The organism is Janthinobacterium sp. SUN026 (assembly GCF_030397625.1).
Lineage (GTDB): Bacteria > Pseudomonadota > Gammaproteobacteria > Burkholderiales > Burkholderiaceae_D > Janthinobacterium > Janthinobacterium kumbetense.
Window position 1 is genome coordinate 484775 of sequence record NZ_JAPQNU010000002.1, and the last position, 14992, is coordinate 499766.

The following is a 14992-nucleotide window of genomic DNA, read 5'->3' on the forward strand; positions in this document are numbered from 1 at the left end:
CACACCTCCCCACTTTACAACCTAGTAGCCGGCACATGCCGGCTGCCTGCGCTGCGCAGCTTCCGTGCGCCAGTCCGCCGATGCCATCAAATGCAGTTTACTTGCAATAGCATTGGGCGCAAACTATTATTGCAACTCAATTGCATTTACACCTTCACGCCGGACCCGCGTCCAGCACCACCTTCCGCCTTTTTAGAAAGTCCTATGCGCCATCACGTATTCGCAGCTGCCATGCTGTCCACTGCCCCGCTCGCTTACGCGGCGGACGACGTCACCCTGCAAACCATCAAGGTCCGGGCTGACCGGCCTTCCAGCATCGACAGCGTCGTCCTCGTCGAGAATACGCAAACCCAGAACCGGACCCTGGGCGGCATGCTCGAACATGTCTCGGGCGTACAAAGCAGCGCCTTCGGGCCGAATGCGGGCGCGCCGGTGATCCGCAGCCTGAGCGGCAGCCGCGTGCAGATCCTCGAAGATGGCCAGTCCATCCTCGGCATGAATGCGCTCAGCGGCGACATCAACATCCCTTTCGACCCGCTGTTTGCGCGCAGCGTGACGGTGAACAAATCGTCCGATAGCGTGCGTTTCGGCGGCAATGCCATCGGCGGCAGCGTCGACGTCGATTCCGGCATCGTTTCCAGGAAGATGGAAAGCAAGGAAAAGGACGTGGAACTGGTCCTGCGCAAGGGCTTCAACGATGCCGACGCGCAAGGTTTGCGCATGAACTTCAACGATGGCAAGCGCTTCTCGACGAATCTGCAACTGTCCTTCCAGAAAATCGGGCATTACGATATTCCCGGCAACAGCAAGGCCGGCGTGTGCAACAGCCAGCTGTTCCCTGCAAACGGCGGTGTCAACACCTTCCTGGCCGACAGTTGCCAGAAGGAAGCGCGTATCCAGCAAATCTACAACAAGGCGTCGCAACCGTTTATCGACCAGTTCATGAAGGAAAATCCGGACTGGGCGGACGGTGATTTTTCCTTCTACACCAATAATCCCACCTCCGTCTGGCAACGCAAGACCTACGTCAACCCGGCCAATCCCGCTTACGTGCCGGGTACGCCGTCGATGACCCAGAACAAGATCAACAAGGACGTCACCCCCGACTACCACGGCACCTTGGGCAACAGCCATGCCAGCAATGCCCACTTTGCCGTCGGCACGACCTACTTTTTCGACCAGGGCTACGTGGCCGTCAGCCTCGACTCCAAGGAGAGCGAGTATGGCGTGCCGGGTTTTTCCATGGAAAACAAGTCGTTCGGGGCGAATTATGACGAGGGGTTGCCCGTCGGCGTCGTGATCAAACAGGATAAATATGCGCTGGAAGCCCGGCTGTCCAGCCCCGTTGCGTATCTTGAAAGCGTGCAATTGCGCATGTCACGCCTGAACAATGCGTCGGGAGAGCGCCTGGGTTCCATCAAGGCGAATGATTACCAGTTCGACACGAATCAGGCCGAGCTCCTGCTGGCGCACCGGCGCGCAGGCCCCTTGACCGGCATGCTGGGCTTGAGCCACAAGGCCAGGGATATCGCCGGCAGCGGGCCGCAGCTGTACCTTCCCGACGCGAACACGGTCAGCCGCGCGCTGTTCCTCAAGGAAAGCCTCGATGTCGACTGGGCCACCTTCGATGCGGGCTTGCGCCATGAAAAAGTCGAGCACGAGATCCGCAAGAGCGGCTTCAAGACGTCGAGGAATGCGAGCAACTCGACACTCGAGGACAAGTCGTTCAGCCTGAACAGCTATAGCCTGGGGGCCTCGGCCAAGCTGGGCCAGCTGTTCGGCGCGAAGCTGCGCTACGCATCGTCGGAAAGAGCGCCCGACGTCAATGAATTGTATGCAAGCAACCGCCACTATTCGATCATGACCCAGGAAGAAGGCAACCAGAACCTGAAGGCCGAGCGCGCGAAGAATACGGAACTCACCGGCCTGTTCGCCAACCGCGGCTTCCAGCTGTCGGCAACGGGCTACGTCATGAAGTACGAGAATTACCTCTACCTTGGCCACTCTGGCGCCCAGATGGCCAATCGCCTGCCCTTGAAGTACTGGAAGCAGACGGATACGACGGTGAGGGGATTCGAGATCGACGCCTCCCAGGTCGTGCAGCTTGGCAGCTACGGCAAGCTGAACCTCTCCGCCTTTGCCGACCTCGTCAAGAACAAGGCAGATAACCCGGACAAGCTGCGTGCGCACAACGACGGCGCCTACCTGCCCAATATGCCCACCAACCGCTATGGCGCAAATGTACAGTGGGAAAACAAGGGGTGGAAGGCCAGGCTGTCCGGCACCCGCTACGACAAGCAAAAGTACCTGGGCAAGAATGTCAGCGAGGAAGTGCCGCTCGACGGCTACACCATGGTGAACTTCCAGGTGAGCCGCGCCCTGCAGGTAGCCAATTCGCCGTTTGCAGGCATCGACGTGTTTATCAGCGGCAGCAACCTGCTCGATGCGGATGCCAGGCCGCACAATTCCCCACTGAAATACATCGCGCCCTTGCCGGGCCGTGGCTTTCAAGTTGGCTTGAGCGCCAGGCTTTAAGGCACGCTGCCGTTCCGCTCCCGCCGCACCAGCGCCAGCACACTGTCGCCCCGGTTGCCGTCGCAGCAGACGGCCACGCCGTCCGTGAAATCGGGCGCCGTCAGCCGCGTCAGGACGCTGCCGGGCGGCATTTCCAGCGCCAGCCGGGCGCCCCGCTCCCACGCCAGGCGCACGGTACTGGTCCACTGCACGCGCCGCGCCATGTTGGCGGCCAGGCTGTCGCGGATGCGGGCCGGGTCGAACAGCGCGCGCGCCGCGCTGCTGCTCAGGTAGACGAGCGAGGGGCGGCGCACGGTCACGCCCTCAAAAACGGCGGCCATGCCGCCCGCCGCGCCTTCCAGCAGAGGGCAATGCGACGGCACGCTGACGGCCAGGCGCTTGGCCTTGCTGGCGCCCTGCGCCAAGGCCAGCGCCATCACGGCTTGCAAGGCGGGCTCGCTACCGGCAATGGCGATCTGGCGCGGTGCATTCAGGTTGGCGACATACACGGGATTCGCGGCGCCATGCACTTGCGCCAGCAACGATTCGAGTTGCGCCAGATCAAGTCCGATGATGGCCGCCATGCCGTAGCCGGCCGGATACGCCTGTTCCATCAACTCTCCGCGCCGCGCCACCAGGCGCACGGCATCCGCATAATCGAGCGCGCCGGCCACCACGGCCGCCGCATACTCGCCGATGGAAAAGCCGGCCACCATGTCGGGCAGCGCGCCGCGCGCCGCCAGCGAACGCGCCATCGCCACGCCCGCGATCAGCAAGCACAGTTGCACGGCCCGCGTCGACGCCAGCGCTTCGGCCGTGTCCAGCGCCAGGGAATCTTGGCCCAGCACGTCAGCCGCTTCGGCCAGGGCCGCCGCCACGGCCGCATCGTCGGGCAGCGCATGCAGCATGCCGGGATATTGGGCGCCCTGTCCCGGAAAGGTGAATAACACGCTCATGTACGCTCCCAGGGCGTCGCCGTCAGCACGGGACCATGGTCCGTTTTCAGCAAGACCCTGCCCCGGCCCGCCGCCCATTCCGCATACGCAAAGCCGCCATGGCCCGTGTCGATTTGCAGATCCGGCCGGCACGCCGTGACCGTGGCGGCGATGGCGCGCAGGGCGTCGGCTTGCGCGGGGTCCGGCGGCGCGGCGATGCGCAGCACGAGATCGAGGTCGCTGTCGGCGCGCAGCACGGGCAAGCCGCTCGCCAGGGCGAAGCCCACGCCGCCCGTCGGGCCCCAGGCCCAGCCCGTGGCATCGAGCAGCGGCGCCACCAGCCGCAGCGCATCGAGCGCAGTACAGTCAAAACCGGACGGCGGGGTGTGCGCCAGCCGCGCCAACACCTCCGGCGTCACGCGGCGCAGCACGGCGGAAGACTCCACTTCGCACGCATGCCGTTCGCTGCGCAGCCGGCCGCGCAAGCCCACGGGGATGCGTCCGGGCGCGCTGCTGGCGCGCCGCACCACCAGCGGCGCCGCCTGCAGCCAGGTTGCGTCGGCCCAGGCGGGCAAGCATGCACCGTCCGGCAAGCCGGACACCCACAGCAAGTCATGCGCGCGCCAGGCGTCCATCAAGCCACCACCGCCTTGACGGCGAAGAACAGCAGCGATGGTCCCAGCAAGCAGCCCAGGCCCGTGTGAAACGTGGCCACCAGCGCGCCATACGGCACCAGCTTGCGGTCGGTGGCGGCAAGACCGGCCGACACGCCGCTGACGGTGCCGGCCAGGCCGCCGAAGACCATCGCCGAACGGGGCGTTTTCAGGCGCAAAAAGCGCGCCGCGGCGGGCGTGCCCACCATCACCAGGATGGCCTTGATGAGGCCTGCCGCGATGCTCAGGGCCATGACGTCGGAGCTGGCGCCGATGGCCGCGCCCGTGACGGGGCCAACGATGTACGTGACGGCGCCGGCGCCGATGGTGGTCATGCTGACGGCATCCGAATAGCCAAACGCATAGGCCACGCCGGCACCGACGAGGAAAGGCAGCACCACGCCCAGCATCAGTGCCACGACGCCGATCAGGCCCGCCTTGCGCGCTTCCGTCGCCTGCACCTCGAAGGCCGTGGCGACGATGGCGAAGTCGCGCAGCATGGCGCCGCCCATCAAGCCGATGCCGCCGAACAGCGACAAATCGGCCAGGCCCTTGTGGCCGCCGCTATGCACGCCGCCCCAGTACGCGAGGCCCAGGCCGATCACGATGGCGATGGCCGAGCCGTGCACGCGGCCCAGGGTCAGATATTTCGACAGCGCCACCGAGACAAGCATGATCAGGCCGACGAAGGCGAAGGCCGTCACCAGGCCATTGTGGATGGCGGCTTTTTCAAAGATTTCAAGCATGACGGTGCTCCTTCATCAACATCGAGTCGGCTTGCACGCGGTCGGCTTCAGCGGCAGCGATGGCGGCTGGGCTTTCCATCCTGTTAATAAGAGAAATGACGGCGCCGCAAACGAGCACGGAGCCGATGGCGGCCAGCACGGCCACCGGGCCGCCGCGCAGGGCCGCCACCACATCCTGCTGCGCCGCCATGGCCACCACCACGGGAATATACATGGCGCCCCAGTATTCCACGCCCCGCTCCGTCATCTGCGGCAGCCACGCGCGGCGCTGCATGTAGAGCCGGGCGCAGATCAAGAGCAGCATGGCGATGCCCACGCCGCCCACGTTGGTCTTGACGCCCATCAGCTGCCCGAGCAGGTCGCCCAGGAAGATGCCGAGCAAATGGCACAGGGCCAGCAATGCGGTTCCGTAAATGATCATGATTGTCTCCGTTATAGGAATAGGAATGACTTGATGTCTTCTCTGTTGTTGCACCTACCACTGCTGCCCCAGCACCTCCCTGACTCTTGCCGACGCCTGGCGGTGCGGCGCGCCCAGGCGGCTGTCCAGTCCCCGTTCCGGATCGGCGCGGATATCGGCCAGCGCCGCCTGCAGGCTGGCGCGCACTTGCGCCAGATCAAGCTCCGACGGCGCGTCCGGCTGCGCCACCTGCAAGGTTTGCCACAGCAGGCCCAGGGTGGCGTAGTTCCTGATGTCGTAGGCCATGGGCGCGATGGTGGCGGCCAGCGCTTCGAGCGCTTCCACCGTGCGCAGAGTGATGCGCGCGGCCGACGCCTTGCCCATGGCATGCACCATCACTTGCGGATCGTCGAGCGCAATCAGCCGGTTGGCCTGGTAGCCGTGGGCGAGGAAGGCGCCCGACATGGCCTTGCCGACGATCAGGCCGATCACGGGATGGCCCGCCAGGCGCGCCTCGGCATAGGCGCCCGCCGCGCCGGCCAGCGCCTGGTGGATGCCATACGCCTCTTCGCGCCGGCCATACGCCTGGCTGGCCACGTCGATGACGGCCACGATGGGCCGCTTCACGGCCAGGTCGCGGTCCTCGGCAAGCACCTGCTGCACGGCGCGCGCCAGCTGCCACGCCTCGGCCAGGCCGATTTCACCCGTGCGGGCGCGCGTAAAACGGTTGCCGGGGTCGGGCAGCACGGCGAGGTAGCGCGCCGGCTCGCCCGCCAGCGGCGCGTCCACCACGCGCACGGAAGGCGGATAGCCGTCCAGCGGCGCAGCGGTATTCGTGAGTGCCGCCAGCCAGACGGCGCCGCGGCTCGTGTCGGTGATGGCGTTCATGCTGCTGCTCCTTTGCTGTAGATCAAACGTACGGCTTCCGGCGTGGCTTGCGGGCCCGCGTCCACTTGCGCCAGGCGGGCCAGGTAGCCTTCCGCCTGGTCGCTGCGGTGCTGCGCCGGCACGCCGCGCGCGAACAATGCGGCCACGGTGGCGCGCATCTGCGCCGTGTCGTCTTCCACATAGGCGTCGGCCAGGCCGCTGTGGAAGCGCTGCTCGCCGCCCGTCAGGCTCCAGATGAAGGGTTTGTTGCGCGAGTCGAATTCGTCCACGCCCGCCTCCTGCTCGATCACGGCTGGGCCGTTGAGACCCAGGCGCGCCTCGCGCGTGACGACCAGATAACTGCACAGGCCCGCCGCGATCGACATGCCGCCGTAGCAGCCCACGGTACCGGCCGTGATGCCGACCACGGGCTGGAAGCGGCGCAGGTCGACGATGGCCGCATGGATGTCGGCAATGGCTGCCAGACCCAGGTTGGCTTCCTGCAGGCGCACGCCGCCCGTTTCGAACAGGATCACGGCGCGCGTCGGCACGCCGTTGCGGTTGTCGCGCGCCGCCAGTTCCAGCGCGCCGGCGATCTTCGCGCCGCCCACTTCGCCCATGCTGCCGCCCTGGTAGGCGCCTTCGATGGCCAGCACCACGGCCGGCTGGCCGTCGAACAGGCCCTTGGCCACCACCACGCCGTCGTCCGCCTGCGCCGTTACGCCTTGCTTTGGCAGCCACGGCGAAGCGATGCCGCAGAACGGGTCGAGCAGTTCGCGCATGCTGCCAGAGTCCAGCAAGGCCTTGGCCCGGCTGCGCGCCCCCCGCTCGATGAAGCTGTCGCGCTCCAGCAATTGCGTCAAGGTGCTCATGTAGACCTCCCCGCTTGCAATTCTTCATACGCTTGCTCGATGCGCATGCGCACCACGCCCGGCGTGGCGCCGCAATCGTTGATGACGATGGCCGCCGCCGGCAGCGGCTCGCCGCCGAAGACGCGCTGCAACAGCGCATCCCACACGGCGCCCTTGCCATCGACGGACGTGTTGACGACGATGCGGGTCACGCCATCGTCGCCCGGCTGCAGCAGCACTTCCAGGTCGCCCGAGCCGACGACGCCGGCCAGGGCGCGCCCCGGCGCCGCTGGCCCGGCCGGGAATGTATAGTCACGCGTTTCCATGCGCTTCTCCTTCTGTCAATCGATCGAGGAACAGGGTGGCCGCCAGCAAGTCGGCCGCGCCGCCCGGCGACACGCCGCGCGCCAGCGCCACCGCTTCCAGCGCCAGCAGCGCCTCGGTGCCGGCAGCCGTGGCCGCGCCGCCGGCCGCCAGCACCCGCGCCGCTCCCGATTGCAGTGCCAGCAAGGCCGCCTCGCCGCCGCGCGACAGCACGCAGGTGTCGTCCAGGCCACTGAGAATGGCCAGCAAGGCGTTCAGGCGCGCCGTCGTCTCGCTGTCGCCGCGCAAGCGCGAGGCGTGCAAAGCGGGCAAGCCCGCGCCCGTCACCAGGGGAAAGCCGGCACGGGCCTGGCCCCGCGCACCATCGACCTGATACTGGCGACACGCCAGCTCGCCCTTGTTGCCAGTGGCGCCAGGCGCGCCACGGTCGTGCAAGCGGGCCAGCGCGCCGGCCCGCGCCGCCACGGCTTGCGGCGCCAGCGACGCGCCGCGCGCACCCTGCTGCGCCGCCGCCGTCACCAGCAGGCCCAGGGCCCAGATGGCGCCCCGGTGCGTGTTCACGCCGCCCGTGGCTGCCAGCATCAGCGCTTCGCCGTCGCGGCCGATGGCGCCGATGCGCTGGCGCAGGCTGTCGTCATCGCCGCTTTCCCAGCCCGCTTGCGCCATGGCGGCAAACACGGGCTGCAGCACGCAGGCCGAGTGGCACATCAGGGCCCAGTTCAAGTCCGCATGGGCGCCACGGCTGCGCAAATCGACGAGGCCCGGTTTCGGCGTCAGGGTCACTTCATCGAGCAGCGCCTGCAGCACTTGGCGCGCCAGCGCCGCAGGGCGTACCTGCACCGGCACTGTCGTCGTCATTGTGGTCATCATTGTCATCATTACCAGCTCCTGAATTTGGCGGGTGGTTGATACAGTCCGTCGGACCATTCGACCAGGTCGGCGATGCTTTTCGCGGCCAGCAGCGAGCGGCTGGCCGCTCCCCGCTGCACGCCGATATCCTCGGGCAGCGCGATCAGGCCGTCGGCGCGCAGTTTCGCCGTCGTCTTCGGGTCGTGACGCAGGCCGATGGGCGTGACGCCGGCCACGGCCGCCAGCATGGCCTTGCGTTCGTCGAGCGAACGGGCCTTGTACAGGTAGGCGATGCCCTCTTCCGTCAGCACGTGGGTGACGTCGTCGCCGTAGATCATCACGGGCGCCAGCGGCATGCCGCTGGCCTGGCCCACGGCCACGGCGTCGAGCGATTCGACGATGGTCGGCTGGCCGCCGTCCTGGAAGGTTTCGACCATCTGCACCACCAGCTTCTTGCCGCGCGCAAGAGGGTCGTCCGTCTCGATCAGGTCCAGCCAGGCGGGCGTCGGGTGGCGCCGGCCGTGCGGATCGTGGCCCATGTTGGGCGCGCCGCCGAAACCGGCCAGGCGGCCGTTGGTGACGGTGGACGAATTGCCCAGGCCATCCATCTGCAGGGTGGCGCCGATGAACAGGTCGACCGCATACTGGCCCGCCAGCTGGCACAGGGCGCGGTTCGAGCGCATGGAACCGTCGCGCCCCGTGAAGAACACGTCGGGCCGCGCGGCCGCATAGCCTTCCATGCCCAGCTCCGCGCCGAAGCAGTGCACGCTCTCGACCCAGCCCGTCTCGATGGCGGGAATCAGGGTCGGATGCGGGTTGAGCACCCAGTTGCGGCAAATCTTGCCCTTCAAGCCCAGCTGCTCGCCGTAGGTGGGCAAAATCAGTTCGATGGCGGCCGTATTGAAACCGATGCCGTGATTGAGCGACTGCACCTGGTGTTTTTCATACACGCCGCGGATCGCCATCATGGCCATCAGCACGTGCACGGGCTTGATGACGCGCGGGTCGCGGGTAAACAAGGGCTCGATGAAGAACGGTTTATCGGACTGCACGACGAAATCGATCCACGAGCCGGGCACGTCGACCCGCGGCAAGTCGCTCACGTCGTCGACGATCTGATTCACCTGGGCGATGACGATGCCGTCGCGGAAGGCGGCCGATTCGACCAGGGTGGGCGTGTCCTCGGTGCTGGGGCCCGTGTACAGATTGCCCTGGCGGTCGGCCATGTAGCCGGCCACCATGACGACGTTGGGCGTCAGGTCGACGAACAGGCGCGCATACAGCTCGATATACGTGTGGATGGCGCCCACTTCCAGCAAGCCATCCTGCAGGAATTGCGCGATGCGCAGGCTTTGCGTGCCGGCAAACGAAAAATCGAGCTTGCGGGCGATGCCCCGCTCGAACAAGTCCAGGTGCTCGGGCAGGCTGACGCTGGGCATGATCAGGTGCAGATGGTGGATCTTGTCGGGGTTGACCTGGGTCAACATGCGGGCGAGGAAGTCGGCCTGTTTCTGGTTATTGCCTTCAAGAACGACGCGGTCGCCCGGCGCAAGCAGCGCTTCGAGCACGGCGACCATGTCGCCCTGTTGCAGCACGGGGCCGCTCGCGTACTGGCGCACGGCTTCCAGGCGGCGGTGCTTCTCCGTGCGCCGCGTGTCCCATTGTTTTTGCCGCTGCGCTGGCGCTGCTGTGGCGGTTGACATCATGCCTCCGGAATGAGCTATCGAACCCCGACGATAGAACGAAAGCGTCACCGCGACAATCAACCTGCTACCATGTTCATTACTCTGAAGTTAATGAACTGCCATAAAAGAGGCTAGCCATGGCCATCAATGAAGAAATCACCTTGAAGAAGCTGGAAGTGTTTCTCAGCTTTATGGAATTGAACAACCTGGCGCGGGTGGCCGATGCGCTGGGCCAGAGCACCGTCAGCGTGCACCGCGCCATGCACTCGTTGGAAGACGGCTTGCGCTGCCCCCTGTTCAAGCGCGAGGGCCGCAGCCTGATCCCGTTGCATGCGGCCTACACCTTTGCCGAATCGGCGCGGCGCGCGCTGGCCGAGTGCGAGGAAGGCGTGCGCAAGGTGCGCGAAATGTCGGGCATCAACCCCGTGCGCCTGAAGATCGGTTCGCTGTATTCATTGACTCTGCACTGCATCCCGCAACTGGTAATCGCCCTGAAGCTGCGCAGGCCGGGCCTGGACATCGACCTGACCCTGGGCTCGAACCGCGACCTGCTGCAAAGCCTGGCCGATGGCAGGCTGGACGCCATCATCGTCGGCGTCCAGGAAGACGAACAGCATGCGGGTTTGGTGGCCGTGCCCCTGTTCCAGGACGACATCTTCCTGGCCGCGCCGCTGGCCTCGCCCTATGCGGGGGCCGCTTCCGTGGACTTGCAGCAATTGCGCGACGACAAATTCGTCACGCTCAACGAGGGTTTCGTCACCTCGCAAAGCTTCAACCATGCATTCGAGCTGGCGGGCTTCGTGCCCGACACGGCCATGCGCGTGGGCGACATCTTCTCGCTGATCAACCTGGTAAGCGGCGGCATCGGCTACAGCCTGCTGCCCGGCCGCGTGCGCGCCTTCAGCTCGCGCATCGAACTGCTGCCCCTGGACGCCCGCTACGGCTCGCACCAGCAAATCACCCTGCTGATGCTGAGCAGCCGCGAGCGCGACCCGAACTTGCTGGCGCTGGCGGCGGAGTGCAGGTTGTATGGGCGTGGCGAGCGCAGCGAATGATTCTGTTCAGCAGGCTCTCGAGTGCTTAATAGATTTCTGCTTTATGAACGCTTTTCAGAGTATCAGTAGCCATAAAAGTTGCCAGTAGCCCTTACGATCCGTGTTCGAGCCTACGAAGGAGAGTTCTCGTCGTTACCACGCCACCGTGCAGACGAAAAATGCTTATAGTCTAATCGAGCGCCAACTTCCGGTTTATCAACCTCATTCCGTGGTAAGATTATCGGAAGTAAATTTACCTGTGGAGGCTTCCTTGTTACAAGAACTGCCTGGTATTCCCCCGATGCCCAATCAATTTGTGTGCAAGGTAGTCTGGGAGCCCACATTGGTCTCTAGTCGCCTCTCTGAACTGAGCGCAAGCCTGAATGAAGCGTTGTTACGAGAAGTCAGCGAACATGGCTACCGAGCGCGAATTGAAGCGACAGAGTTACACTCGACCACAGCCGCTGGTTCATATCATTGGCACGCTGCTGTGTACGCTATTCGCTCTTTACTAGTTGAGCGCGGTTGGAAACCTGAGAACACGCGTAATTGTCCGTTTATTGTCGACCCCAATCGAAAAATTGCAATTGTAGTAATGACAGGTGATTCAGATACTGGCTCCATCGGCGGATATCCCACAAATCAAGCAGAAAAAGGGGCTGTTCTTAAACAAGCCGTAGCCAACAACTACAAACAATTGACTCTTTTTAACGCAGATTTGGCATCTACAAGGCTTGCCAATTCGAAAGAAGCTACACAACTGTGGGTTTTACTTTATCACGTCAGTACTGGCTCAAATGGGAAAGCTGAAATTAGAGCTGAACTCTCATTGCCTTCGGAATTTGAAAGAAAAAAAATTATAAATTGGAAAGAGAGAATTATTCTCTCTTCCATTCTACCTGACGGTGAAGCTTTTATTCAAAATGACAGTCCCACTGGACCGATTGATGTACCCATTGAACGACGCACTGGAACATAAATAATTTAGAGGTATAATGTTTTTTAACCCATCAAGGCTAACGTTCGCTCGTACACGACGCGGATTTACGAAGGCTCGCCTTGCCAAGGAATTAGGTCTGCAAGTGCGCTCGATACAAGGATATGAATTGAGCGAATACACACCAGAACCGGAGAAACTTGCAGCGATTAGTTCGCTTCTCCATTTCCCAGTAGAATTTTTTTCAGGAGACGACCTGCCCGTTATTGAACCGGACACAGTCAGTTTCCGGTCAATGTCAAAAATGTCCGCAGCACTAAGAAACACCGCTCTAGGTGCTGGTGTAATGGCATTTTTACTCAACGATTGGATAGAAGAACGATTTCGCCTTCCACAGGCCAACTTACCTGACCTAAGTGACCTATCCCCTGAAGACGCAGCAGCAACCTTACGTCGTGTTTGGGGCTTGGGAGAGACTCCGATCGGCAACCTTATTCATCTACTAGAAGCAAAAGGAATTCGGGTCTATTCATTAGCGATTGAAGCTAAAGAGGTAGATGCATTTAGCGTGTGGCACCGGGAACATCCTTTTGTCTTTCTCAACACGTTCAAGTCTGCCGAACATAGCCGATTTGATGCTGCTCATGAGCTAGGTCACTTAGTCCGCGACCGACATAGCATGTTGCACGGAGAGGATCATAACCCGGAGATGGAACGTGAGGCGAATGCATTTGCCTCGGCATTCCTAATGCCGAGAGCGAATGTACTCGCAAGAGGTTCTGGAGTTTTGACGCTAGACAAATTGATGCAGATAAAACATATATGGGGGGTCTCGTTAGCGGCTCTTGCATATCGAATGAATCATTTAGGCCTATTTACTGAGTGGTCATATCGCAATCTTTGCATTCAAATGGCAAAAAATGGCTATCGCACCTCAGAGCCAAGACCGATGCGTCATGAATCCTCTCAAGTTTTACGAAAAATTTTCGATGCACTTCGGGCAGAAAAGATCACACGCAGCATGCTGGCGAAAGATCTGTGCATCATGCAGGAAGATATTGATAATTTAACTTTTGGGCTTACCTTATCCACTGTATCTCCCAACACCGCAATGGCTGCTCCGGATAGTCGTCGCGTCTTACTCTAAGCCTACTCGAAGGTGACTTACCTCCACAGACACCTTCTCATATAACTGAAAAATTCAAAGTGGAATTTTATTTTAGATTACACCTTGCAATACAAAATCCGCGTGATAAAGGCATTAAAAATATCGATCAAACGCTGTATGAGAAAAGCCCGCTTTCAGCGGACTTCAAGGAAAAAATTAAATCAAACTCAATTAGAATAATTAAGCTGGAATAGCACAGTTAAATAGCGCTATCCCACGGCGCCGACAACCTCACCGCGCAGTTAATCAAGCCCACCATCGAGTAAGTCTGCGGGAAATTGCCCCACATTTCGCCCGTCACGGGATGCGTATCTTCCGACAGCAGGCCAAGGTGGTTGCGCGCCATCAACATTGTTTCGAAGATTTTGCGGGCTTCGTCCTTCCTGCCGATGCGCGCCAGGGCGTCGATGCGCCAGAAGGTGCAGATGTTGAAGGCCGTTTCCGGTTTGCCGAAGTCGTCGGGCGCTTCGTAGCGGCGCATGTAGGGGCCGTCGCACAGCGACGCTTCCAGCGCATCGACTGTCGCGATGAAACGGGGGTCCATGGGGTCGATGAAGTTGACTTCCGCCATCAGCAGGACGGAAGCATCCAGGTCGCGTCCGCCCAGGCTTTCCGCGAAGGCTAGGCGCTCTTCGCTCCACGCTTCGCGCAGTAATCTCTCGCGGATCAGCACGGCGCGGCTGTTCCAGTGGTCGGCCCGGTCGTCCAGCCCCAGCTTGTGCGCGACCTTGGCCAGGCGGTCGCAGGCCGCCCAGCTCATCAGCATGGACGAGGTGTGGACCCTCGCCCGCGTGCGCAGTTCCCACATGCCCGCGTCCGGCTCCGCGTGCAGGCGGAACGCCTGGTCGCCCACGGCTTCCAGCGCGGCAAACTCGGCTTTTCCCGCCCGGTGGAACAATCGGTGGTCGAGGAAGGCTTGCGCGGCGCCCAGCACGATGTTGCCGTAGACGTCGTGCTGGAAGTGTTCCTGCGCCTGGTTACCCACGCGCACGGGGCCGTTGCCCCTATAGCCGGGCAAGTGGTCGAGCATGGATTCGGGCAACTGCTCTTCCAGGCCGATGCCGTACAGGGGCTGGATGTGGCCGCCTTTCGAGCGGGCGACGATATTCGTCAGCCAGCGCAGGTATTCCTCCATGGTGCCCACTTCCGACAGGCTGTTCAATGCGCGCACGACGAAGAAGGCGTCGCGCAGCCAGCAATAGCGGTAATCCCAGTTGCGGCTGCTGCCGGGCGCTTCCGGAATGCTGGTGGTCATGGCGGCGATGATGGCGCCCGTGTCTTCATATAAAGACAGTTTTAATGTGATGGCGGCGCGGATGACCACGTCCTGCCATTCCAGCGGCACGGCCAGGCGGCGCGTGTAGGTGCGCCAATAGTTGATGGTTTCCTTCTCAAAAATGCGCGCCGTCTCGTCGATGCCGCCGGCCAGGGTTTCATCGGGACCGAGAAGGAAGTTGGCCGTGCCGCCCAGCACGAAATACGTTTCGCTCAGTACATAGTTGAGCGACACATCGGTGTTCAGGCGCAAGGTCTGTTCCGGCCCCACGTAGCGGATGTGGTGGCTGCCCTGCGTGATCTGCGGCGCCAGCTTGCCCCAGTCGTAGCGGGGGCGCAGGCGCACGCGGATGCGCACGGCGTGGTCGAGCGGCCGGACGCGGCGGATCAGCATCAGCGGGCGGAACATGCGGTCGCGGCTGAGGAATCGGGGGGCGAAATCCGTGATTTCCACGCCGCGCCCCTGCGTATCGTACAGCCGAGTGCGCAGCACGGCCGTATTCGGCTCGTAGACTTGTTCGCTGCGGGCGAAGTTTTCGATGTCGATGGCCCACACGCTGCCGTTTTCAGTGTCGTCCAGCAAGCGGTTGAAGACGGGATCGCCGTCGAAACGGGGCAGGCACGACCAGACGACCTGCCCCGCCTGGTCGATCAGGGCGCTGAAGGCGCAATTGCCCACCACGCCGCAGTTGAGGGACGCTGGCGCGGGCGCGCCGCCGGGGGTGTCATCAGCTTGTTCATGGGATATGGTCAT

14 protein-coding genes are annotated in these 14992 nt (G+C 62.7%); 4 read left to right on the plus strand and 10 right to left on the minus strand.

The window, feature by feature from the left end:
- Positions 1 to 231: 231 nt before the first annotated feature.
- Positions 232 to 2535 (plus strand): TonB-dependent receptor, encoded by a 2304-nt coding sequence (locus OX459_RS11940; RefSeq protein WP_289905174.1) that lies wholly within the window; start codon positions 232 to 234, stop codon positions 2533 to 2535.
- Here the strand turns inward: OX459_RS11940 and mdcH are convergent.
- Genes mdcH through mdcA form a run of 9 tightly spaced genes read right to left on the minus strand, consistent with a single transcriptional unit; the run spans position 2532 to position 9842 of the window.
- Positions 2532 to 3470, minus strand: a complete 939-nt coding sequence (mdcH, locus tag OX459_RS11945; protein ID WP_289905175.1) for a malonate decarboxylase subunit epsilon — start codon at positions 3468 to 3470, stop codon at positions 2532 to 2534. The genes OX459_RS11940 and mdcH overlap by 4 nt on opposite strands.
- The gene (locus OX459_RS11950; protein WP_289905176.1) at positions 3467 to 4084 is read right to left on the minus strand and encodes a malonate decarboxylase holo-ACP synthase; all 618 of its coding nucleotides are present in this window, start codon (positions 4082 to 4084) and stop codon (positions 3467 to 3469) included. The genes mdcH and OX459_RS11950 overlap by 4 nt, the downstream gene beginning before the upstream one ends.
- Positions 4084 to 4848 carry a malonate transporter subunit MadM gene (madM, locus tag OX459_RS11955; protein WP_219308892.1) on the minus strand — a complete coding sequence of 255 codons (765 nt, stop codon included), beginning with the start codon at positions 4846 to 4848 and terminating at the stop codon, positions 4084 to 4086. Before madM ends, OX459_RS11950 begins: the two co-directional genes overlap by 1 nt.
- A complete protein-coding gene (gene madL, locus OX459_RS11960; RefSeq protein ID WP_289905177.1) occupies positions 4841 to 5269 on the minus strand; it encodes a malonate transporter subunit MadL in 429 nt (142 codons plus the stop codon). Before madL ends, madM begins: the two co-directional genes overlap by 8 nt.
- A 54-nt stretch (positions 5270 to 5323) precedes the next feature.
- Positions 5324 to 6136: a biotin-independent malonate decarboxylase subunit gamma gene (gene mdcE / locus OX459_RS11965; RefSeq protein WP_289905178.1), complete on the minus strand. Its 813-nt coding sequence runs from the start codon at positions 6134 to 6136 to the stop codon at positions 5324 to 5326.
- Positions 6133 to 6987, minus strand: a complete 855-nt coding sequence (locus OX459_RS11970; RefSeq protein ID WP_289905179.1) for a biotin-independent malonate decarboxylase subunit beta — start codon at positions 6985 to 6987, stop codon at positions 6133 to 6135. The genes mdcE and OX459_RS11970 overlap by 4 nt, the downstream gene beginning before the upstream one ends.
- Complete coding sequence (locus OX459_RS11975; protein WP_289905180.1) at positions 6984 to 7292, minus strand: malonate decarboxylase subunit delta; 309 nt, start codon at positions 7290 to 7292, stop codon at positions 6984 to 6986. Before OX459_RS11975 ends, OX459_RS11970 begins: the two co-directional genes overlap by 4 nt.
- Complete coding sequence (locus tag OX459_RS11980) at positions 7279 to 8148, minus strand: triphosphoribosyl-dephospho-CoA synthase (protein WP_289905589.1); 870 nt, start codon at positions 8146 to 8148, stop codon at positions 7279 to 7281. The genes OX459_RS11975 and OX459_RS11980 overlap by 14 nt, the downstream gene beginning before the upstream one ends.
- Positions 8149 to 8168: 20 nt before the next feature.
- On the minus strand, positions 8169 to 9842 hold the full coding sequence (gene mdcA / locus OX459_RS11985) for a malonate decarboxylase subunit alpha (protein ID WP_289905181.1): 1674 nt from the start codon (positions 9840 to 9842) through the stop codon (positions 8169 to 8171).
- A gap of 119 nt (positions 9843 to 9961) precedes the next feature.
- On the opposite strand from mdcA, the gene OX459_RS11990 reads away from it, so the two are divergent.
- From OX459_RS11990 to OX459_RS12000, 3 genes are all read left to right on the plus strand, one after another.
- The gene (locus OX459_RS11990) at positions 9962 to 10879 is read left to right on the plus strand and encodes a LysR family transcriptional regulator (protein ID WP_289905182.1); all 918 of its coding nucleotides are present in this window, start codon (positions 9962 to 9964) and stop codon (positions 10877 to 10879) included.
- 250 nt (positions 10880 to 11129) lie between these two features.
- Positions 11130 to 11837 carry a hypothetical protein gene (locus OX459_RS11995; RefSeq protein ID WP_289905183.1) on the plus strand — a complete coding sequence of 236 codons (708 nt, stop codon included), beginning with the start codon at positions 11130 to 11132 and terminating at the stop codon, positions 11835 to 11837.
- 16 nt (positions 11838 to 11853) lie between these two features.
- Positions 11854 to 12942, plus strand: coding sequence for an XRE family transcriptional regulator (locus tag OX459_RS12000; RefSeq protein WP_289905184.1), 1089 nt, complete (start codon positions 11854 to 11856; stop codon positions 12940 to 12942).
- A gap of 220 nt (positions 12943 to 13162) precedes the next feature.
- Here the strand turns inward: OX459_RS12000 and OX459_RS12005 are convergent, their stop codons facing one another.
- Positions 13163 to 14992, minus strand: a complete 1830-nt coding sequence (locus OX459_RS12005; RefSeq protein WP_289905185.1) for a glycoside hydrolase family 15 protein — start codon at positions 14990 to 14992, stop codon at positions 13163 to 13165.